The organism is Ancylobacter mangrovi, from assembly GCF_024752355.1.
Taxonomy (GTDB): Bacteria; Pseudomonadota; Alphaproteobacteria; order Rhizobiales; family Xanthobacteraceae; genus Ancylobacter; species Ancylobacter mangrovi.
The window spans coordinates 267,027-284,719 of sequence record NZ_JANTHZ010000002.1; the positions used below are offsets into that span (position 1 = coordinate 267,027).

Here is a 17,693-nt window from a genome sequence, read left to right on the forward strand (position 1 = left end):
GAACTCGAACATCATGCGACCTGTCGATCTCCTGATGGTGCTCATCAGCGTCGCGCTGTCGTCCCTGTCGCAGGTGGTGCTGAAACGTGGCATGACCAGCGCGCCGGTTCGGGCCGCGCTCGAGGGCGGGGGCATCGGCGACACGCTGATCGCCCTGGTGACCTCGCCCTTCGTGACCGGCGGCCTCGCCTGCTTCGGCATGAGCGCGGTGGTCTGGCTGTTCGTGCTGTCGCGCATCCCGCTGTCGCTCGCCTACCCCTTCGTCGCACTCGGCATCGTGGCGACGGTGTTCGCGGGTTCGACGCTGTTCGGCGAGAGCCCGACCCCGCAATCGCTCATGGGGGTCGCGCTCATCGTCTCCGGCGTGGTCATGGTCGGGCTGGCGAAATAGCCCGACCATCCGGGATCGAGACGATTTTCGTTAGCCGGCTATATATCGGCGCTATTTGTGCTGGCCTCGATAGCCCTCGATCCGCGCGTGCAGCCCCGGCAACACGAGCGAGCGCACCATGTCGGCGAGGTCGGCGTCGCCCGTGTCGGTGGCGGTCAGGCGCAGGATGCGGGCGGTCGCTTCCGCCGACAGCCCCGCATGCTCGTCGAGTATCGACCGTGAGGTCGCGACGAGCTCGTCCTCCCCCACGAGGTGGGTCAGCAGGCCGATATCGAGCGCCTCCTGCGCGCCGACGAGGCGGTTGCCGAGCAGGATCGCGCGCGCCGCGTCGGTGCCGACCACCGCCGCCAGCCGGCGCGTGCCAAGCGCGACGCCGAAGCGGAATCCCGGGAAGCGGAACTTCGCCCGCGGCGTGCCGATGCGATAGGCGCACGCCGCCGCGAGATCCGCCCCCGCGCCGAACGCCGCCCCCTGCACCAGCGCGAAGGAGGGGACGGGCGCGCCCGCCACCGCGTTCAGCAACAGTTCGATGCGCGCGAAGCGCAGCAGCAGGTCGCCCTCGCTCTGGTCCTCGATGCCGGTGAAGTCGAAGCCGCCGCAGAAGGCGCGCCCCTCGCCGGTGAAGGCGACCGGCACCGAGTCCGCGCAGGCGGCCTGGAAGGCCTGCGCCAGCGCATCCACCGAAGGGGCGTCGAGCGCGTTGGACTTGTCCGGGCGGGCGAGGGCGAGGAGGCGGAGCCTACCGTCGGCGGCGGAAGAGACCGCTACAGGGCCCTGGCGATGCTGCGTTGCGTCCATTCGCGATAAACCTCGTCATTGTGCTCGCCGAGATCGGGCGGCCGACGCTCGATCTCGAAGGAGTAACCCGTCATGGCGACCGGAAAGCCTACGGTCTCGGCCCGGGCGCCGTTCGGCATCGTCATCGGCCGCACCCAGCCGGCGTGGCGCACATGCGGGTCGTGCAGTATGTCGGCGAAATCGTTGATCGGCGCGCAGGGCACCCCCTTGGCGTCGAAATCGGCGAGCCATTCCGCCGCGGTGCGGGTGGAGAAGATCAGCTGCAGGATCGCCGTGAGCTCGTCCTGATGGCGCGCCCGCAACGACTGGGTAGCGAAGCGCGGATCGTCCGGCAGGTCCGGCCGGCCGACGATGGCGCAGGTGTCGCGCCAGAGCTTGTCGTTGCCCGCCGCTATGGTGAACGGCTTGTCGGAAGCCTCGAAGCCGGCATAGGGCGCGTTGCGCGGATGCGCGGAGCCGAGGCGGCGGGGCGCCTTGCCGGTGCCGAAATACTCGCTGGTCTGCAGCGCCGAGATGCCGAGCAGCGAGCCGAGGATCGAGCAGTCGATATGCGCGCCCTCGCCGGTCTCGCGCGCACGCATCACCGCCGCCAGGATCACGAAGGCGGCGTAGAGGCCGGTGGCGAAGTCGCCGACCGGCACGCCGCATTTGACCGGCGGCCCGTCCGCCTCGCCGGTGACGCTCATGAGGCCGCTCATCGCCTGGCCGGTGACGTCGAAGGCGCCCTTCTGCGCATAGGGGCCGTTCTGGCCGTAGCCGGTGATCGAGCAGTAGACGAGGCGCGGGTTGCGCTTCTTGAGGTCCTCATAGGACAGGCCGGAGCGCGCCAGCGCGCCGGGACGGAAGTTCTCGACGAAGACGTCGGCATTCTCCACCAGCGCGTAGAGCCGGGCGAGGTCGTCCTTGTTCTTGATGTCGAGCGCGACCGACCGCTTGTTCCGGTTCAGCGAGGAGAAATTGCCGCTGAAGCTCTCCGATCCGCCGTCCTCGGCGCCGTGCAGAGGCGGCCAGCCGCGCATGCCGTCGCCCCCGTCGGGCCGCTCGACCTTCACCACGTCCGCGCCGAGATCGGCGAGCAGGCAGCCGGTGAACGGGCCCGCGGCGATCTGGGCGAACTCGAGGACGCGAAGACCGGACAGCGGCTTCGACGCGGGCGGGTACGCGGCACTCATGCCACCTTCCTTTCGCATTCCAGGGCGGCATAGGCACCGCGGTGATAGAGCAACGGCTCGCCGCCATGGACGTGGACATGGTCGACGGCGCCGATAATGATCGAATGGTCACCGCCGGGACAGACCTCCCGGATCGAGCATTCCGCCGCCGCGACCACGTCCTCGATGATGGGGCTGCCGCGCCGGCCGGGCCGGTGCCGGATTTCCGCGAACTTGTCCGACTGCTTCGAGGCGAACACACGCGAGATCGCGGCCTGCTCGCGCGACAGGAAATGCAGGACGAAATGGCCGCTCTCCAGCAGCGCGGCGAGCGTGTTCGAGCGCTGGTCGAGGCAGATGAGGAAGAGCGGCGGCTCCAGCGACAGCGAGGTCACGGCGGTGATGGTGACGCCGTGCAGCGCGCCGCCCGGATCGGTGGTGGTGACGACCGCGACTCCGGTGGCGAAATGGCCGGCGAAGGTGCGCAACTCGCCGGGCGAGATCGCGTTGGCAAAGGTGAGGGTTTCCGACATGGCAGGTCTCCCGGTACGCAGGAAGGATCAGGCGGCGGCGGCCAGGGGCGCGTCGAGGCGCAGGCCCGCCTCGCGCATCAGCGGCATCACGCGGGCGCCGAAGAATTCGAGGTCGGGGATGAAGTCGTAGAAGTTCACCTGCACCCCGTCGCAACCCGCCTGCTTCAGCCGCATGAAGCCCTCGACCACCTGGGCCGGCGTGCCGACGATGTGGACGTTGCCGCCGATGGTCCATTGCTCGCGCGTCGCCGCCTTCCACGAGGTCTGGTCGCCGCCGGTGAAGGTCCGGTAGAAATTCTCCGCCGCCACCGGGTCCTGGTGCCTCAGAATGGCGTCGTACTGCGCCCGGGCCTCGGCCTCGGTCTCGCGGCAGATGACGTGCGGGTTGATCAGGGTGCGGATGTCGCGCCCCTGCGCCGCCGCGGCCTCCTTGATCTTCCTGTTGTGCGCCGGCAGCGCCTCGCAGGCCGCGTCGAGATTGGCGCCGGCGGGGCTGGTGACGAAGATCAGGTCGGAATGCCGGACCGCATAGGCGAGCCCGGCGCCGGAGGAAGAGGCGTTGACGAGCAGGCACTTGCCTCCGGCTGGCTTGGGGGCGACGAAGGCATCCTTCATCTTCCAGAAGCGGCCGTCGACGGTGAGGTTCTCGTCCTCGGACCACAGGCGCTTCATCATGCTCACGAACTCGTCGGCCATGACGTAGCGCTGGTCGTGCTCGATCTGCTCGAGGCCGAACATCTCGAACTCGCTCTTCTTGTAGCCGGTGACCATGTTGAGACCCCAGCGCCCGCCGCTCATCTCGGAGATGGTGGCGCCGAACTTGGCGAGGTGCAGCGGGTGCCAGCCATAGAGGATGTGCACGGTAGAGACGAGCAGGATGCGCTCGGTGAGCGCGGCGAGCCCGGCGGTGACGAGCAGCGGGTCGGTCGCCTTCTCGCGGAACTTCATCTCGCCGCCATAGCCGCCCTTGCCCATCCACTGGGCGAGGCCGAAGACGAGGTCGAAGCCGAGCTTCTCCGCCATCACCGTGCAGCGGGCATTGTAGTCGAAGGTCCAGGACGTGCCCCGCGGCGCCGTCGAGGGGCTCCAGGCGCCCGACTGGATCGGCAGGAACAGCCCGAGCATCAGCGGGTTGCGCTTGGCCGCCTCGAGCGGCGACAGGCGGGTGGGGTCCGACGTCTTGTCCGACATGGCGCGTGTCTCCCGGTAGCGTGGAGGTCCAGCGATCTCTTGGAGATATTTGGACGCTTATTTGGACGACTTACGTAAATTCAGCGTAGTGGTCGAAGTTTTCGATGAAAAGCGATAGTTTTCGATCCAATAACTTCGATATATTCGATGTCGATCGCGAAAAAGGGAGCGGCCGGAACCGGGGCGGCGCCCGGTCCCGGCCGCAGTTGCGCTCAGCTTCAGGTCGAAGGCGAGACGATGGTGGCGGAGACTGCGGTGCGGTCGTCGCGCACCCAGCCCTCATTGGTGGAGTAGTCGTCCCGCGAGCGGTCACGCAGGAAGCAGGCCGAGACGAAGCTGATCGCCGCGATCACCGCGATGTAGACGCTTATGGCGGTCGAGGTGCCGTAGGTGTGCAGCAGATAGGCGGCGATCATCGGCGCCGGGCCGCCCGAGGTGATGGAAGCGAGCTGGTAGCCGATGGACGAGCCGGAATAGCGCACGCTCGGCGGGAAGCTCTCGGCGATGAAGGCCGCCTGCGGGGCGTACTGCATGTCGTGGATCGGCAGCGACATCAGGATGGCGAGGACGACCAGGAACGGGATCTTCGAGTCCAGCATCCAGAAATAGGGGAAGGCGAAGGCCATCATGGCGAAGGCGCCGATCAGGTACATCCGCTTGCGGCCGATGCGGTCCGACAGATGGCCGAAGAACGGCGTGGTGAAGAGCGACAGCGCCGCCGCCACCAGCACGATGTTGAACAGGTAGGAGCGGTCGAGACCGAGATTCTTGGTCCCGTAGGCCAGGAGGAAGGTGGTGAACAGGACGAACGGGGCCTGCTGTCCGGTGCGGATGAGGCAGGTCAGGACGATCTCGCGCCAGTAGCCGCGCACCGCTTCGAGCACCGGCGTGCTGGCGATCTCCTTCTTCTCCTGCATGTTGCGGAACACCGGCGTCTCGAGCACGCCGAGGCGGATATAGAGGCCGATGACGATCAGCAGGGCGCTGAACAGGAACGGAATCCGCCAGCCGACGGTCTCGAACCATTCGGTCGAGCCGGCATAGGAGGTGAGGGTCAGCGCCGCCACCGCGAGCAGCATGCCGAGCGGCGAGCCGAACTGCGGCCAGCTCGCCGCGAGGCCGCGGCGCTTGTCGAAGCGCGACCATTCGGTCGCCACCGCGATGGCGCCGCCCCATTCGCCGCCGACGCCGATGCCCTGCAGCACGCGCAGCAGCGTCAGCGCGATGGCGCCCCAGATGCCGATAGACTCGTAGGTCGGCACCAGGCCGATGAGCACCGTGCTGCCGCCCATCAGCAGCAGCGTCGCCACCAGCGTGCCCTTGCGCCCGATCCGGTCGCCGAAATGGCCGAAGATCATGGCGCCGATCGGACGGGCGACGAAGCCGAGGAAGAAGGTGGAAAAGGCGAGCAGCGTCGCCGAATAAGGATCGTGCGAGGGGAAATAGAGCTTGCCGAAGACGATCGCGGCGACGAGGCCGTACAGGTAGAAATCGTACCATTCGATCATGGTGCCGATCGTCGAGGCGATCACGGCGCGGCGCGCATGGCGTGCCATATCGGCGTCACCCAAGGGCGACGTCTTCACATGTGAAGCCATCTCTCTCTCCTAGGCGCCCCCATTGGCGGGAGGCGTGTTTCCAAATCCCTAGACGCACGACATCGGCCGGTTGAATCCGGGCCTGCCGGGCACGCATCCGCTCGCGCCCGCCGCGGACGACGTGCGTGTCACGGTGTGCGCCGCAGTATCGCGCGCAGCAATTTCATTGTTGTTTGTAGACGAGGCACCACTGCACCTTGTCGATTGGCACCATAGGTTTCAGCTTTCTTGATTGAAAGCGATTGTTTTCGATGGATACTGTACGAGATAGTCGATGGAATATGGTGCAATGCAATGAATTTCCGGCAACTCGAAACATTCCTGGAAATCGTCAGGCTCGGAAGCTTCGCAGCTGCAGCAAACAAGCTCCACGCAACGCAATCGACCGTCTCGGCGCGCATCCAGGAGCTCGAGAGCGATCTCGGGGTGGTGCTGTTCGACCGCAGCCAGCGCAGGGCCACGGTGACGGCGAAGGGGCGCGAGCTGCTGGGCTATGCCGAACGCGCCCTCGACCTCCAGGAGGAGATCCGCCAGCAGGTCGCGCCGCGCCACACGCTGTCGGGCGTGGTGCGGGTGGGCGTCGCCGAGCTGGTCGCCATGACGTGGCTCGCGCGTTTCGCCGCGACCATCCGCGAGCGCTATCCCAACATCAGCCTCGAGCTCGACATCGCGCTCACCACGCCGCTGCGCAGCCGGCTGATGTCGGGCGAGCTCGACATCGCCTTCATCCCGGGCGACATGGCCGACCCGATGCTGGTGGCCCGCCCGCTGGGGTCGGTAACCTTCCGCTGGATGGCCGGCGCCGATTTCGAGCTGCCGGCGCGCCCTCTCGTCCCGCCGGACTTCGCGGCGCTGCGCATCCTCTCGCTGGGCGAGAACTCAATCCACTACCAGACGACGTCGGCCTGGCTGGAGGCGAGCGGCTCGAAGCTGCGCCCGGACCTGTGCAACAGCATGAGCGTGGTGTCGACGCTCACCGCGGCGGGCGTCGGCATCAGCCTGCTTCCGCCGAGCTGCTACGCGAGGGAGATCGAGGACGGCAGCCTGCGGGTGCTGCCCGCCGATCCCGAGCCGGAGCCGGTGCGGTTCTCCGCCGTCTACAAGCGGCGGCGGCTGGCGACGCTGCAGGAGCTGATCGCGGAGACCGCCAGCGAGATGAGCACGTTCGAGCCGCTCGTAGAGAGCCGGCCCGGGGAGAGCCGGCCGGAAGAGGGCTGAGGGCCGCCGCGCCCGCCCGCGCGCTTCCCGCGGCGGGGAGCCGTCAGACGATCAGGCTGCGGTCGTGGTCGCCGGGGCGTCTCAGCCGGCGCTCGACCAGCGTCGAGGCGCCCTGAAGCAGGATTACCAGCGCCACGTAGAAGAACGCCGCCAGCAAATAGGCCTGGAGGTTGAGGAAGGTCGCGGCGGCGACGTTCTGCGCCGTGCGCATCAGCTCGGTCACGCCGATCACGGAGGCGAGCGACGTACCCTTCAGGATGATGATGAACTCGTTGCCGAGCGGCGGGAACGCGATGCGGAACGCCTGCGGCAGCAATATGCGGCGCAGCGCCGTCGGATAGGTCATGCCGATCGAGCGGGCCGCGTCCATCTGGTCGGCCGGCACCGCCATCATGCTGGCGCGCAGGATCTCCGCCACATAGGCCCCCGCATTGACCGCGAAGGCGAGCGTCGCCGAGGCCAGCCGGTTGTCGAGCGGGCTGAACAGCGCCACCATCCCCGGTATCCCCGACTGCACCGCCCAGGCCGGCAGGCCGAAATAGACCACATAGAGCAGCACCAGCGGCGGCACGCCGCGGAACACGGCGACATAGGAGACGCAGATCGCCCGCAGCACCCTGCTGCGCGACTGGCGCCCCAGCGCCACCAGCAGGCCCAGCACCAGCGCGCCCGCCATGGCGAGGACGGTCAGGCCGAGCCCGACCAGCGTGCCCATGAAATAACGCGGGGCATAGGCCAGCGCGAACTCGATCATGAATGGCCTCCAGCGCGCAGGAACGCCTCGATGCGCGGCGTCGGCGGCGCCTCGAAGAAGGTGCGCGTGGGCAGGTCCGCGACCACGCGGCCATTCTCCATGAACACCATCCGGTCGGCCGCCTCGCGGGCGAATTTCAGCTCGTGGGTCACGACCAGCATGGTCCGCCGCTCCTCGCTGAGGCGGCGCATCACCGCCAGCACCTCGCCCACGAGCTCGGGGTCGAGCGCGGAGGTCGCCTCGTCGAACAGGAGGAGCTCGGGCTGCATGCACAGCGCCCGGGCGATGCCCACGCGCTGCTGCTGGCCGCCGGAGAGCTCGTCGGGAAAGGCGTCGATCTTCCCTTCGAGGCCCACCTCGCGCAGCGCCTCGCGCGCCCGCGCCTCGGCCGCCTCGCGCGGCAGGCCGAGCACGTGGACCGGACCCTCGATCAGGTTGCCGAGCACGTTGCGGTGGGGGAACAGCGCGAAGCGCTGGAACACCATGCCGGTGCGCCGGCGCTGGCGTGCCACCACGGCGTCGTGCGCGGGCCGCAGCTGCCCGCCGTTCTCGCGATAGCCGATCAGCTCGTCGCCGAGATAGATGCGGCCCTCGTCATAGGGGGTGAGGAAGTTCACGCAGCGCAGCAGCGTGGTCTTGCCCGCCCCGCTCGGCCCGACGATGGCGACCGTCTCGCCGCGCGCCATCTCGAGATCGATCCCCGAGAGGATCTGCCGTCCGCCGAGCGACTTGCCCAGCCCGGCGATGCGCAGGATGGGCGGCTCGCCACCGGGGCGAGCCGTCTTCTCCGGCGCCGCAGGCGTCGCACCCGCGCCGCTCACGGCCGCTTCACTCACGGCAGGACGCTGGTGTTGCCGAACCACTTCATGGCGATCTTTTCCATCGTGCCGTCCTTCTTCATCTCGGCGATCGCCTTGTTCACCTGCGCGAGGCCGGCGGCATCGCCCTTGCGCAGCGCCACCGCGTTCAGCTTGACGTCGGGCGTGAGGGGCTTGGCGACCACCTTCAGCTTGTCGGGATATTTGGTGGCGACGATGTAGCTGCCGTTCACGCTCTCCACCGCCACGACGTCGATGCGCCCGAGCAGCAGGTCATTATAGGCATCGACGACGGTGTTGTAGCTCGCCGGCTCCACGCCCCCGATCTTCGACAGCGCGGTGGCGGCGGAAGTGTTGCCCATCACGCCGACCTTGAGCTTGGAAAGATCGGCGGCGGTCAGGTCGGTGTTCTTCGAATCCGCGCGGACCACGCCGATGATGGTCTGCTTCATGATCGGGTCGGAGAAGTCGACCACCTTCTTGCGCTCGTCGGTGACGACGATGCTGGTGATGGCGTCGATCTTCTTGGCCTGCAGCGCCGGGATGATGCCGTCCCACGCCATGCCCTGATAGTCGACGGGAACGCCCATGTGCTTGCCGAGCGCGGTGGCGAAGTCGACGTCGAAGCCGACCAGCTTGCCGCTCTCGTCGGTGAAGGAGATCGGCCGGTAGTCGGGATCGGCGCCGACCTTCAGCGAGGTGAAGGCCTCCTGCGCGGCGGCGCGGGAGGGCAGCGCCTGGATGCCGATGAAGGCGGCGACCGCGAGGCTCGCGGCTTTGAGCAGAATGTCAGGCTTCATGGGATTCTCCTTCTGGAAGGGCCGCTTCCGGGCCTTGTTGGGATCGGATCGTGACGAGCAGGGCACGCGAGCCGGGCAGCACCTCGACCGTGTCGCCGCGGCCGAGCACGGTGACGCTGTCGAACTGCTCGACGATGAGGGGGCCGCAGCCGATCCAGCCCTCGGCGAGATCGGCGCGCTGATAGACCGGGCATTCGGCGATGTCGTCCTCGGCGAAGTGCACGCGGCGCGCACCGAGCGGCCCGCCGCTCACCGCCGGTCCCGGCTCGACGCCCATATTGACCGCGCTCGGCTCGCTGACCCGCAGGCGCAGGTTCAGCAGCTCCACCGCCAGCGTGTCGGAGGCGTGGCCGTAGCGGGCGCGGTGCTCGGCAAGGAAGGCGCGGCGGGCGGCCGCGAGGCCCGCGAGGTCGAGGCCCGGCAGCGCCACGGTGAGGGCATAGGACTGCCCGCGATAGCGCAGGTCGAGCGACCAGTCCTCGTGCAGCCGCGCGGGGTCGAGCCCGTCGGCCTCGGCGCGCGCGAGCAGGCCTGAGCGCATCTCGCCGGTGATGGCGGCGAGGTCCTCCTGCGCCACCGCCGCCAGATCGTGCAGCCAAGTCCGCTGGGTGTCGTAGGAGATGTCGACCGAGAGGATGCCGTGCGCGGAGAACACCCCGGTGTAGAACGGCACCAGCACCTGCGGGATGTCGAGCGCGCGGGCGACGTCGATCGCGTGCAGCGGCCCGGCACCGCCGAAGGCGACCAGCGTGGCGCGGCGCGGGTCCTGCCCGCGCTCGACCGACATGGTGCGCACCGCCCGCACCATGTTGGCGGTGGTGACCTGAAGGATGCCGTGCGCGGCGCGCTGCCAGGACACGCCCAGCGGCGCGGCCACCTTCTCCTCGATGGCGCGGATCGCCGCCTCGCGGTCGAGCGCGAAGCTGCCGCCCAGCATGCCGGAGGGGCTGAGCCGGTTCAGCGCGAGATGCGCATCGGTCACGGTCGGCTCGGTGCCGCCGCGGCCGTAGCAAACCGGGCCAGGCGAGGCGCCCGCGCTCTGCGGGCCGACCTTCAGCAGCCCCGCCTTGTCGAGATGGGCGATCGAGCCGCCGCCGGCGCCGATGGTCTCGATCTCGGCCGAGGCGACCGCGACCGGATAGCCGCCGATACGGCGCTCGTCGGTGATCGCGATGCGCCCCTCGCGCAGGAAGGCGACGTCCGAGCTGGTGCCGCCGACGTCGAGGGTCAGCACCAGGTCAAGCTCGTGCAGCTCGGCGAGCTGGCGCGCGGCGACGACGCCGCCGGCCGGGCCGGACATGGCGCATTTGATCGGAAACCGGCGCGCCTCGGACCGGGTCATCGAGCCGCCGGCCGAGCCCATGATGAAGCAGCGTCCGCCGACATCGGCGCCGAGCGATTCCAGTCCTTCGAGGAACGCCGCCATGATCGGCATGGTCGCCGCGTTCAGCGCCGTCGCGGTCGCGCGCTCATACTCGCGGAACACCGGCAGCACCTCGCTCGACAGCGAGAGCGGCACGCCCAGCGGCGCGAGACTCTCGGCAACGCGCTTCTCGTGCTCGGGCGAGACGAAGGAGTAGAGCAGGCATACCGCCACTGCGTCCGGCTTCTCCTCGCGCAGCGCCTCGACCACGCGGGCCAGCGCCGCCTCGTCGAGCGGGCGCAGGACGTTGCCGTCGTGATCGAGCCGCTCGGGCACCTCCACGCGCCGCTCGCGCGGCACCACGACGGGCGCGCGCCGCTTGTGCAGGTCGTAGGAGGAGGCCCGCGTCATGCGCGCGATCTCGAGCACGTCGCGGAACCCTTCCGTCGTCACCAGCGCGGTGCGCCCGAGCCGGTTCTCCAAGAGCGCATTGGTGACCACCGTGGTGCCGACCACCACCGCCGCGAGGTCGGCGAGCGGGCGCTCCATCGTGGCGGCGAGGCTCGTCAGCGCGTCGATGATATCGCGCCCCTGCTGGCCCGGCCGGTGCAGCACCTTGTCGATCCGCATGATCCGGCGGGCCGGATCGGCGAGGACGACATCGATGAAGGTGCCGCCGACATCGACCGCAGCGAGCAGGCCGTTCGCGTTGGTGCTCATGCGGCTTCTCCCTCGACGCGGCGGCGGTCGTAGCCGGCCCTCAGGTCGCTGGCGAGCGCCTCGGGGTCGCGCTCCTCCGGCCGTCCGTAGCCGCCGCCGCCCGCGGTCTCGATCTCGATCAGCGAGCCTTCCGGCGCGAACAGGTCCATGAAGCGGTCGACACGGCGCGTGGTGCCGTCCGGGCTAACGATGCGGATCCGGGTCGGCGCGCCCGGCTCGCCGCCGTCGAGGCCGGCGGGGCCGCGGGTCGGCATGCTGACCTGGAACGAGCAGCGCGCAGAGGTGAGCAGGCGGAACGCGCGGCGCAGGCCGAAGCCGCCGCGGAAGCGGCCGGCGCCGCCGGAATCCTCGACGATCTCGTAGCGCTCGATGCGCATCGGCAGGCTCATTTCCAGCAGTTCCACCGGCGTGTCGTGGAGATTGGCGATCGGCGGGATCATGCCGCTCTCGCCGTCGGCGACGCAGCTCGCGCCCGAGCCGCCGCCCAGCGCCTCGCCATAGGCGAACAGCCGGCCGGTGCGCGGATCGGTGCCGCCGAGCGAGAACACGCCGCCCCCGCCCGAGCCGGCCAGCACCCGCTCGGGATAGAGCGGGGCCAGCGCGTCGAGCAGCGCCTCGAAGGTGTGGTAGGAGACCTGCGCCGCCGCCGAGATGGCGGCGGGGTAGCGCGGGTTGAGGATGCTGCCGTCCGGCGCCGTGATGTGCAGCGCGCGATACATGCCGGCATTGGCGGGGATGCCCTCGCCGAGCGTGATCCGCACCGCCATGAAGACGCAGGCCAGCGTCGCCGACAGGCACGAGTTGAACGGGCCGACCACCTGGTCGCCGGTGCCCGCGAAATCGACCTCCAGCACGTCCTCGCGCGGGGTGAGCGCGACCCGGATCGGGATCGTCGTCGGCCCGTAATCGGCCAGCGCCTGCCCGCGCAGCGTGCCGCTCGGCAGCTCGGCGACCACCCTGCGGGTCGCGGCTTCCGCCATGTCGAGGATCCGCGCGGCGGCGGAGAGCAGATCGTCCGCGCTGTAGCGCTGGGTCAGCTCGTCGATGCGCCGCTGCGCCACCTCGATGGTGGCGATCTGCGCGTCGAGATCGGCGAGCCGCTCCTCGGGCAGGCGCGAATTGGCGGCGATCACCCGGCGCAGGCCCGGGTCGACCCGCCCGGCGGAGGCGAGCCGGACCGGCGGCAGGCGCAGGCCCTCATGGAAGATCTCGGTGGCCCCGGCCGGCATGCTGCGCGGCGCCATGCCGCCGACATCGGTGTGATGGGCCATGCTGGCGGCGAAGCCGATCAGCCGCCCCTCGGCGAAGAGCGGGCCGGCGACGATGAAGTCCGGCAGGTGGTTGGCGCCGTGATAGGGGTCGTTGACGATGAACACGTCGCCGGGCGCCATTTCCTCCGGCGGGAAATCGAGCAGCACATGAGGCAGCGCGGTCGCCATGACGCCGAGATGGACCGGGATGTGCTCGGCCTGCACCACGATCTCGCCCCGGGCGGTATAGAGGCAGCAGGAGCAGTCGCGCCGCTCCTTGATGTTCGGCGAATGGCTGGAGCGCACGAGCGATTCCGCCATCTCGTCGCAGATGCCGCTGAAACTGTTTCGCACCAGCTCCACGGCAATATTATCGAGACGCGCATGATCGGGGGGCGGAAGGGGGGACAAGGGCGGCGGGTCCTCGCGGTACATGTTGCACCGCAATCGAAGCGCCGGCCGGGTTCTTCAACAAGGGCAAGTTGGTTCACATACATGAACGACGAGGTGAAGAGCGCGGTACGCGTGCTGGAGATCCTGGAGCTCCTCGCCCGGGCGCGCAAACCCGTATCGCTGAAGGACGTGGCGTATGAGCTGGGCTACCCGAAGAGCAGCGCGCTGGGGCTGATGCGCACGCTGGTCGGGCGCGGCTACGCCTCGCGCACCGAGGACGACCTCTATGTGCTGAACGAGGCCTGCCGCAATGGGCCGGGGTGGATCAACGGCCCGGAAGCCGGGCTGGTGGCGCATGCGGGCCCTATCATTAGCCGGCTCCGCAACAAGGTCGGCGAGACCATCATGCTGGGCGTGCTCAACCATGAATGCCGACTGCGCACGGTGGTCAAATGCACCGGCACGCGCGAGCTCAACTACGACACGCCGTTCTCCGGCGGCCTGCCGTCCTATTGCTCGGCGATGGGGCGGGTGCTTCTGGCCGGGCGCGAGCGGCGGGAGGTGGACCATTATCTCGCCCATGAGCGGCTGGTGAAGTACACCCGCTTCACCGTCGTCGACCGGCTGACGATCCGCCGGCGCATCGATCAGGCCGCGCGCGAGGGCTTCGCCATCTCCGACCAAGAGATGGACCTCGGCTCGACCGGCATCGCCGCACCGGTGTGCGACGCCGCCGGCCGGGTGATCGCCGCGCTCGACATCGCCGCGATCTCGAGCCGCTATATGGAGCGGCGCGAGGAGATGATCGACGACGTGCGCGAACACGCCGCGCAGCTCAGCGCCCTGATGCGCGAGGACGGTTAGGGGTAAGGACGATTAGGCACACGCACGCGCATTGCGCGGGTGCAAGCGATGCGCCGGGAACGGCGCACCTTTCGATGCCGCGGGGCGGCTTTCGGCCCGCGTCGGAGGCTGCGGGCGCCCTCCTGGAGGCAAATCGCCGAAGGAATCGATACCCGCCCAGCGGGCCGGCATCGCGCCCAAAGATTAGCCGTCCTTTGATTAGATAACATCCAGAGATTGCAGATGAATCTGTTGCTGGGCGCAGTATCGCACTGATAACGTCCTGTGAGCTAGTCATACTAATGATAGACACACCGGATCGGACCCGGGCGGATTTCGCCGCAGTCCGGACGGTGCCCGGGCCGGCGGGCGTCGAAGGCTCGAACGCCCGAGAGGACATGACCTGACGGTCACCATCCAGAGGGGAGTTTGCACCGATGCCGAACTGCGCCGAAGCACGGACCAGCCGACCTGTGACGAAGATGGGCGGCGCGCTCGCGCTGGTCGCGGCCGCCGCGGTGCTGGCCTGCACGCTCGGCCCGTCTCCGGCGCGCGCCGCGGATCAGGTCCGCCTCGCGCTGCCATGGCTGGTCAGCGGCAAGAACGCCGCCTTCTTCGTCGGGCAGGCCAAGGGCTTCTACGCCGACGAGGGGCTCGACGTCACGATCTCGCGCGGCAGCGGCTCGGGCGACACCATCAAGCGCATCGCCGCCGGCGAATCCACCTTCGGCCTCGCCGACTCGGCCGCCATCCTCGCCGCCCAGGCCAATGATGGCTCGCCGGTGAAGATCGTCGCCATGATGTCCGGCAAGTCGTCGGTGGCGATCCTCTACGTCACGGAATCGGGCATCAAGACGCCCGCCGACCTCAAGGGCAGGAAGATCGGCCGCTCCGCCGCCGGCGCCTCGGTCAATATGTTCCCGGCCTTCCTGAAGGCCAACAATCTGGACCGCACCAGCTTCGAAGAGGTGGTGACGGCCCCGGCGACCTTCCTGCCACTGCTGCTGTCGCGGCAGGTCGACGCGGTGCTCGACCAGAGCTCCTATCTCGTGCGCTACCGCAAGGGCGCGGCCAAGGAAGGGCTCCACATCGACGCCTTCGGCTTCGGCGACTACGGCGTGCAGGTCTATGGCAATGCGCTGATCGCCAGCGACGAGCTCATCAAATCGAACCCGGACCTCATCCGGCGCTTCGTGCGGGCCTCGATCAAGGCCACCGAATGGTCGTTCGCCCACATGCCCGAGGCGGTCGAGATCCTGCGCAAGTCCAACCCGCAGATCGAGACCGACGTCGGCGAGGCGGAGCTGCTCGACGAGAAGGACTCGGCGATGACGCCCGAGGAGGCCAAGCACGGCCTCGGCTATGTCGATGCCGACCGCATGACGCAGATGCAGAAGGACCTGGTGGACCTCATCGGCCTGAAGAAGGTCCTGCCGCTCGACCAGATCTACACGCTCGACTTCCTGCCCAAGAAGAGCTGACCGCAAGCTCACCGCCACACGGGGCCCGGGCACTATCCGGTCCCCGCCCGGCCGGGCGCGAGCCCGCACCGGCGCCCCCGCCGGCCCGTTCCGGCGCCGGCCACCAGAGGAGTCGCCCGAGCGTGAGCACCGCGAAACGGCAGATGAAGCTCGGGGCGTTCTTCCACCCGACGGGCCATCACATCGCCGCCTGGCACCATCCCGGCGCCCAGATCGACGCTGGCACCAACTTCGCCCATTACGTCGAGATGACGCAGATGGCGGAGGCGGCGAAGTTCGACCTCGTCTTCCTCGCCGATGCGGTGGCGACCCGCGACGGGGACCTCGAGGGCCTGTCGCGCTGGCCCCAATATATGTGCTTCTTCGACCCGGTCGTGCTGCTGTCCGGGCTCGCCGCCGCGACCAACCGGATCGGCCTCGTCGCCACCGCGACCACGAGCTACAACGAGCCCTACAACCTCGCGCGCAAATACGCCTCGCTCGACCATCTGAGCGGCGGGCGCGCCGGCTGGAACGTGGTGACGTCGGGCAACGTCAGCGAGGCCTATAATTTCGGGCGCGAGGCCCATTACGGCCATGGCGAGCGCTACCAGCGCGCCTCCGAGTTCGTCGACGTCGTGAAGGGGCTGTGGGACAGCTATGACGACGACGCCTTCGTCCGCGACCGCGCCTCCGGGCGCTACCTGCTGCCCGAGAAGCTCCATTTCCTCGACCACCATGGCGAACACTTCGCGGTGCGCGGCCCGCTGAACATCGCCCGGCCGCCGCAGGGCTACCCGGTGCTGTTCCAGGCGAGCGCGTCGGATGTCGGCAAGGACCTCGCGGCGCGGATCGCCGAGGTGCTGTTCACACCGCTGCACGATCTCGAGCGGGCGCAGGCCTTCTACCGGGACATGAAGGCGCATGCGGCGACCTTCGGGCGCACCGCCGACGACCTTCTGGTCATGCCGGGCCTCAACGTCGTCGTCGGCACGAGCCGGAAGGAGGCCGAGGAGAAGCTCGACTTCCTCAACCGGTCGATCCATCCGGCGGTCGGCAAGGAGCTGCTCTCGAACGCGCTGGGCGGCATCGACCTTTCCGAGGTCGACGTCGACAAGCCGCTGCCCGACCACATCATCCCGGCCGAGCAGCGCCGCACCAACCCGCGCTATGCCTACCTGTTCAAGGAAAAGCTGACGGTGCGCCAGATGTACCAGCGCTACGGCGCGGCCCGTGGCCAGCGCACCGTGATCGGCACGCCGACGGAGATCGCCGACCAGATGGAGCGCTGGTTCGTCGAGCGCGGCGTGGACGGTTTCCTGGTGCAACCCCCTGTGCTGCCGCTCGGCCTGCGCGAATTCATCGAGATGGTGGTGCCGGAATTGCAGGATCGGGGCCTGTTCCGGACGGACTACACCGGCACGACGCTGCGCGAGCATCTGGGCCTGCGCCGTCCTGCGGGAATCCATGCGGTTCACTGAATGCGGCGCCATCGCGGGCCGCAACGTCGCGTGCGCGCACTGCGCGCCGATGCCGAAGCAGAAAGGATGATGGATGACGATGGCCCTGCCGATGAGGCGATCGTCCGCGCGGGCGGCAGAGCTGGCGCCGGCTCCGTCCACGGATGATCCCATTCTCCAGTTCCGCAATCTGTCGATGGACTATACCGGCCGCTCCGGCCGGGTGACTCGCGCCCTCGACGGCATCGACGCCAGCGTCGGCCGCGACGAGTTCGTCACCCTGCTCGGCCCCAGCGGCTGCGGCAAGAGCACGCTGATGAAGATCGCGGCAAGCGTGGTGCGGGCCACCGGCGGCGAGGTGCTGTTCGAGGGTCGCCCGCTGGCGAAGCCGACCTCGCGCATCGGCATGGTCTTCCAGCAGCCGATCCTGATGCCGTGGCGCAGCGTGCTCGACAACGTGCTGTTCCCGATCGAGATGATGGGCCGCTCGCCGCGCAAGCATGCCGAGCAGGCGCGCGAACTCCTGGAGCTGGTGGGGCTCAAGGGCTTCGAGAGCGCCATGCCGAGCGAGCTTTCCGGCGGCATGCAGCAGCGCGTCGCGATCTGCCGGGCGCTCATCTACGATCCCGTGCTGCTGATGATGGACGAGCCCTTCGCCGCGCTCGACGCCATGACCCGCGAGGATCTCGGCATCGAGCTGCTGCGCATCTGGAGCGAGCGGCGCAAGACGGTGCTGTTCGTCACGCACAGCATCCAGGAAGGCATCCTCCTCGCCGACCGCGTGCTGGTGATGACCGCCCGCCCCGGGCGCATCGCCGCGTCCATCCCGATCACGCTGCCGCGCCCCCGCGGCATGGACATGGTGTCAACCGATGAATACGGCCGCTACGCTCAGCAAATCCGCTCCATCATCGCCGGAGCCGGCCACTGACCGTCCCGTCCCCTCGCGGGT

The 17,693-nt window shown here is 68.9% G+C and carries 16 protein-coding genes; 6 read left to right on the forward strand and 10 right to left on the reverse strand.

The window, feature by feature from the left end:
* Positions 1 to 13: 13 nt before the first annotated feature.
* Positions 14 to 391 carry an SMR family transporter gene (locus NVS89_RS06600; protein ID WP_258731798.1) on the forward strand — a complete coding sequence of 126 codons (378 nt, stop codon included), beginning with the start codon at positions 14 to 16 and terminating at the stop codon, positions 389 to 391.
* A 51-nt stretch (positions 392 to 442) separates the two neighbouring features.
* On the opposite strand, the gene NVS89_RS06605 is transcribed toward NVS89_RS06600, so the two are convergent.
* The 5 genes from NVS89_RS06605 to NVS89_RS06625 all read right to left on the reverse strand — a co-directional run bounded on the left by NVS89_RS06605 (position 443) and on the right by NVS89_RS06625 (position 5,620).
* Positions 443 to 1,189, reverse strand: coding sequence for an enoyl-CoA hydratase/isomerase family protein (locus tag NVS89_RS06605; protein ID WP_258731799.1), 747 nt, complete (start codon positions 1,187 to 1,189; stop codon positions 443 to 445).
* Positions 1,156 to 2,361, reverse strand: a complete 1,206-nt coding sequence (locus tag NVS89_RS06610) for a CaiB/BaiF CoA transferase family protein (protein WP_258731801.1) — start codon at positions 2,359 to 2,361, stop codon at positions 1,156 to 1,158. Before NVS89_RS06610 ends, NVS89_RS06605 begins: the two co-directional genes overlap by 34 nt.
* On the reverse strand, positions 2,358 to 2,873 hold the full coding sequence (locus tag NVS89_RS06615) for a flavin reductase family protein (protein WP_258731802.1): 516 nt from the start codon (positions 2,871 to 2,873) through the stop codon (positions 2,358 to 2,360). Before NVS89_RS06615 ends, NVS89_RS06610 begins: the two co-directional genes overlap by 4 nt.
* A 27-nt stretch (positions 2,874 to 2,900) precedes the next feature.
* The gene (locus NVS89_RS06620; RefSeq protein WP_258731803.1) at positions 2,901 to 4,064 is read right to left on the reverse strand and encodes an LLM class flavin-dependent oxidoreductase; all 1,164 of its coding nucleotides are present in this window, start codon (positions 4,062 to 4,064) and stop codon (positions 2,901 to 2,903) included.
* A 218-nt stretch (positions 4,065 to 4,282) separates the two neighbouring features.
* Positions 4,283 to 5,620, reverse strand: coding sequence for an MFS transporter (locus NVS89_RS06625; protein WP_258731805.1), 1,338 nt, complete (start codon positions 5,618 to 5,620; stop codon positions 4,283 to 4,285).
* A 336-nt stretch (positions 5,621 to 5,956) separates the two neighbouring features.
* On the opposite strand from NVS89_RS06625, the gene NVS89_RS06630 reads away from it, so the two are divergent.
* Positions 5,957 to 6,880, forward strand: a complete 924-nt coding sequence (locus NVS89_RS06630; protein ID WP_258731806.1) for a LysR family transcriptional regulator — start codon at positions 5,957 to 5,959, stop codon at positions 6,878 to 6,880.
* A gap of 43 nt (positions 6,881 to 6,923) precedes the next feature.
* Here NVS89_RS06630 and NVS89_RS06635 read toward each other — a convergent pair whose 3' ends face one another.
* From NVS89_RS06635 to NVS89_RS06655, 5 genes are read right to left on the reverse strand one after another with little or no spacing between them, the layout of a single operon-like run.
* Positions 6,924 to 7,634 carry an amino acid ABC transporter permease gene (locus NVS89_RS06635; protein WP_258731807.1) on the reverse strand — a complete coding sequence of 237 codons (711 nt, stop codon included), beginning with the start codon at positions 7,632 to 7,634 and terminating at the stop codon, positions 6,924 to 6,926.
* A complete protein-coding gene (locus NVS89_RS06640) occupies positions 7,631 to 8,455 on the reverse strand; it encodes an amino acid ABC transporter ATP-binding protein (protein ID WP_258731808.1) in 825 nt (274 codons plus the stop codon). The genes NVS89_RS06635 and NVS89_RS06640 overlap by 4 nt, the downstream gene beginning before the upstream one ends.
* 11 nt (positions 8,456 to 8,466) lie before the next feature.
* Positions 8,467 to 9,252 (reverse strand): ABC transporter substrate-binding protein, encoded by a 786-nt coding sequence (locus tag NVS89_RS06645; protein WP_258731809.1) that lies wholly within the window; start codon positions 9,250 to 9,252, stop codon positions 8,467 to 8,469.
* Positions 9,242 to 11,335 (reverse strand): hydantoinase/oxoprolinase family protein, encoded by a 2,094-nt coding sequence (locus NVS89_RS06650; protein ID WP_258731810.1) that lies wholly within the window; start codon positions 11,333 to 11,335, stop codon positions 9,242 to 9,244. Before NVS89_RS06650 ends, NVS89_RS06645 begins: the two co-directional genes overlap by 11 nt.
* A complete protein-coding gene (locus NVS89_RS06655; protein ID WP_258731811.1) occupies positions 11,332 to 12,948 on the reverse strand; it encodes a hydantoinase B/oxoprolinase family protein in 1,617 nt (538 codons plus the stop codon). Before NVS89_RS06655 ends, NVS89_RS06650 begins: the two co-directional genes overlap by 4 nt.
* A gap of 132 nt (positions 12,949 to 13,080) precedes the next feature.
* On the opposite strand from NVS89_RS06655, the gene NVS89_RS06660 reads away from it, so the two are divergent.
* From NVS89_RS06660 to NVS89_RS06675, 4 genes are all read left to right on the forward strand, one after another.
* Complete coding sequence (locus NVS89_RS06660) at positions 13,081 to 13,842, forward strand: IclR family transcriptional regulator (RefSeq protein ID WP_258731812.1); 762 nt, start codon at positions 13,081 to 13,083, stop codon at positions 13,840 to 13,842.
* A 416-nt stretch (positions 13,843 to 14,258) separates the two neighbouring features.
* Complete coding sequence (locus NVS89_RS06665) at positions 14,259 to 15,302, forward strand: ABC transporter substrate-binding protein (RefSeq protein WP_258731813.1); 1,044 nt, start codon at positions 14,259 to 14,261, stop codon at positions 15,300 to 15,302.
* A 122-nt stretch (positions 15,303 to 15,424) separates the two neighbouring features.
* The gene (locus NVS89_RS06670; RefSeq protein WP_258731814.1) at positions 15,425 to 16,762 is read left to right on the forward strand and encodes an LLM class flavin-dependent oxidoreductase; all 1,338 of its coding nucleotides are present in this window, start codon (positions 15,425 to 15,427) and stop codon (positions 16,760 to 16,762) included.
* A gap of 91 nt (positions 16,763 to 16,853) precedes the next feature.
* Positions 16,854 to 17,672 (forward strand): ABC transporter ATP-binding protein, encoded by an 819-nt coding sequence (locus tag NVS89_RS06675; RefSeq protein WP_258731815.1) that lies wholly within the window; start codon positions 16,854 to 16,856, stop codon positions 17,670 to 17,672.
* The last annotated feature ends 21 nt before the right edge of the window (positions 17,673 to 17,693 follow it).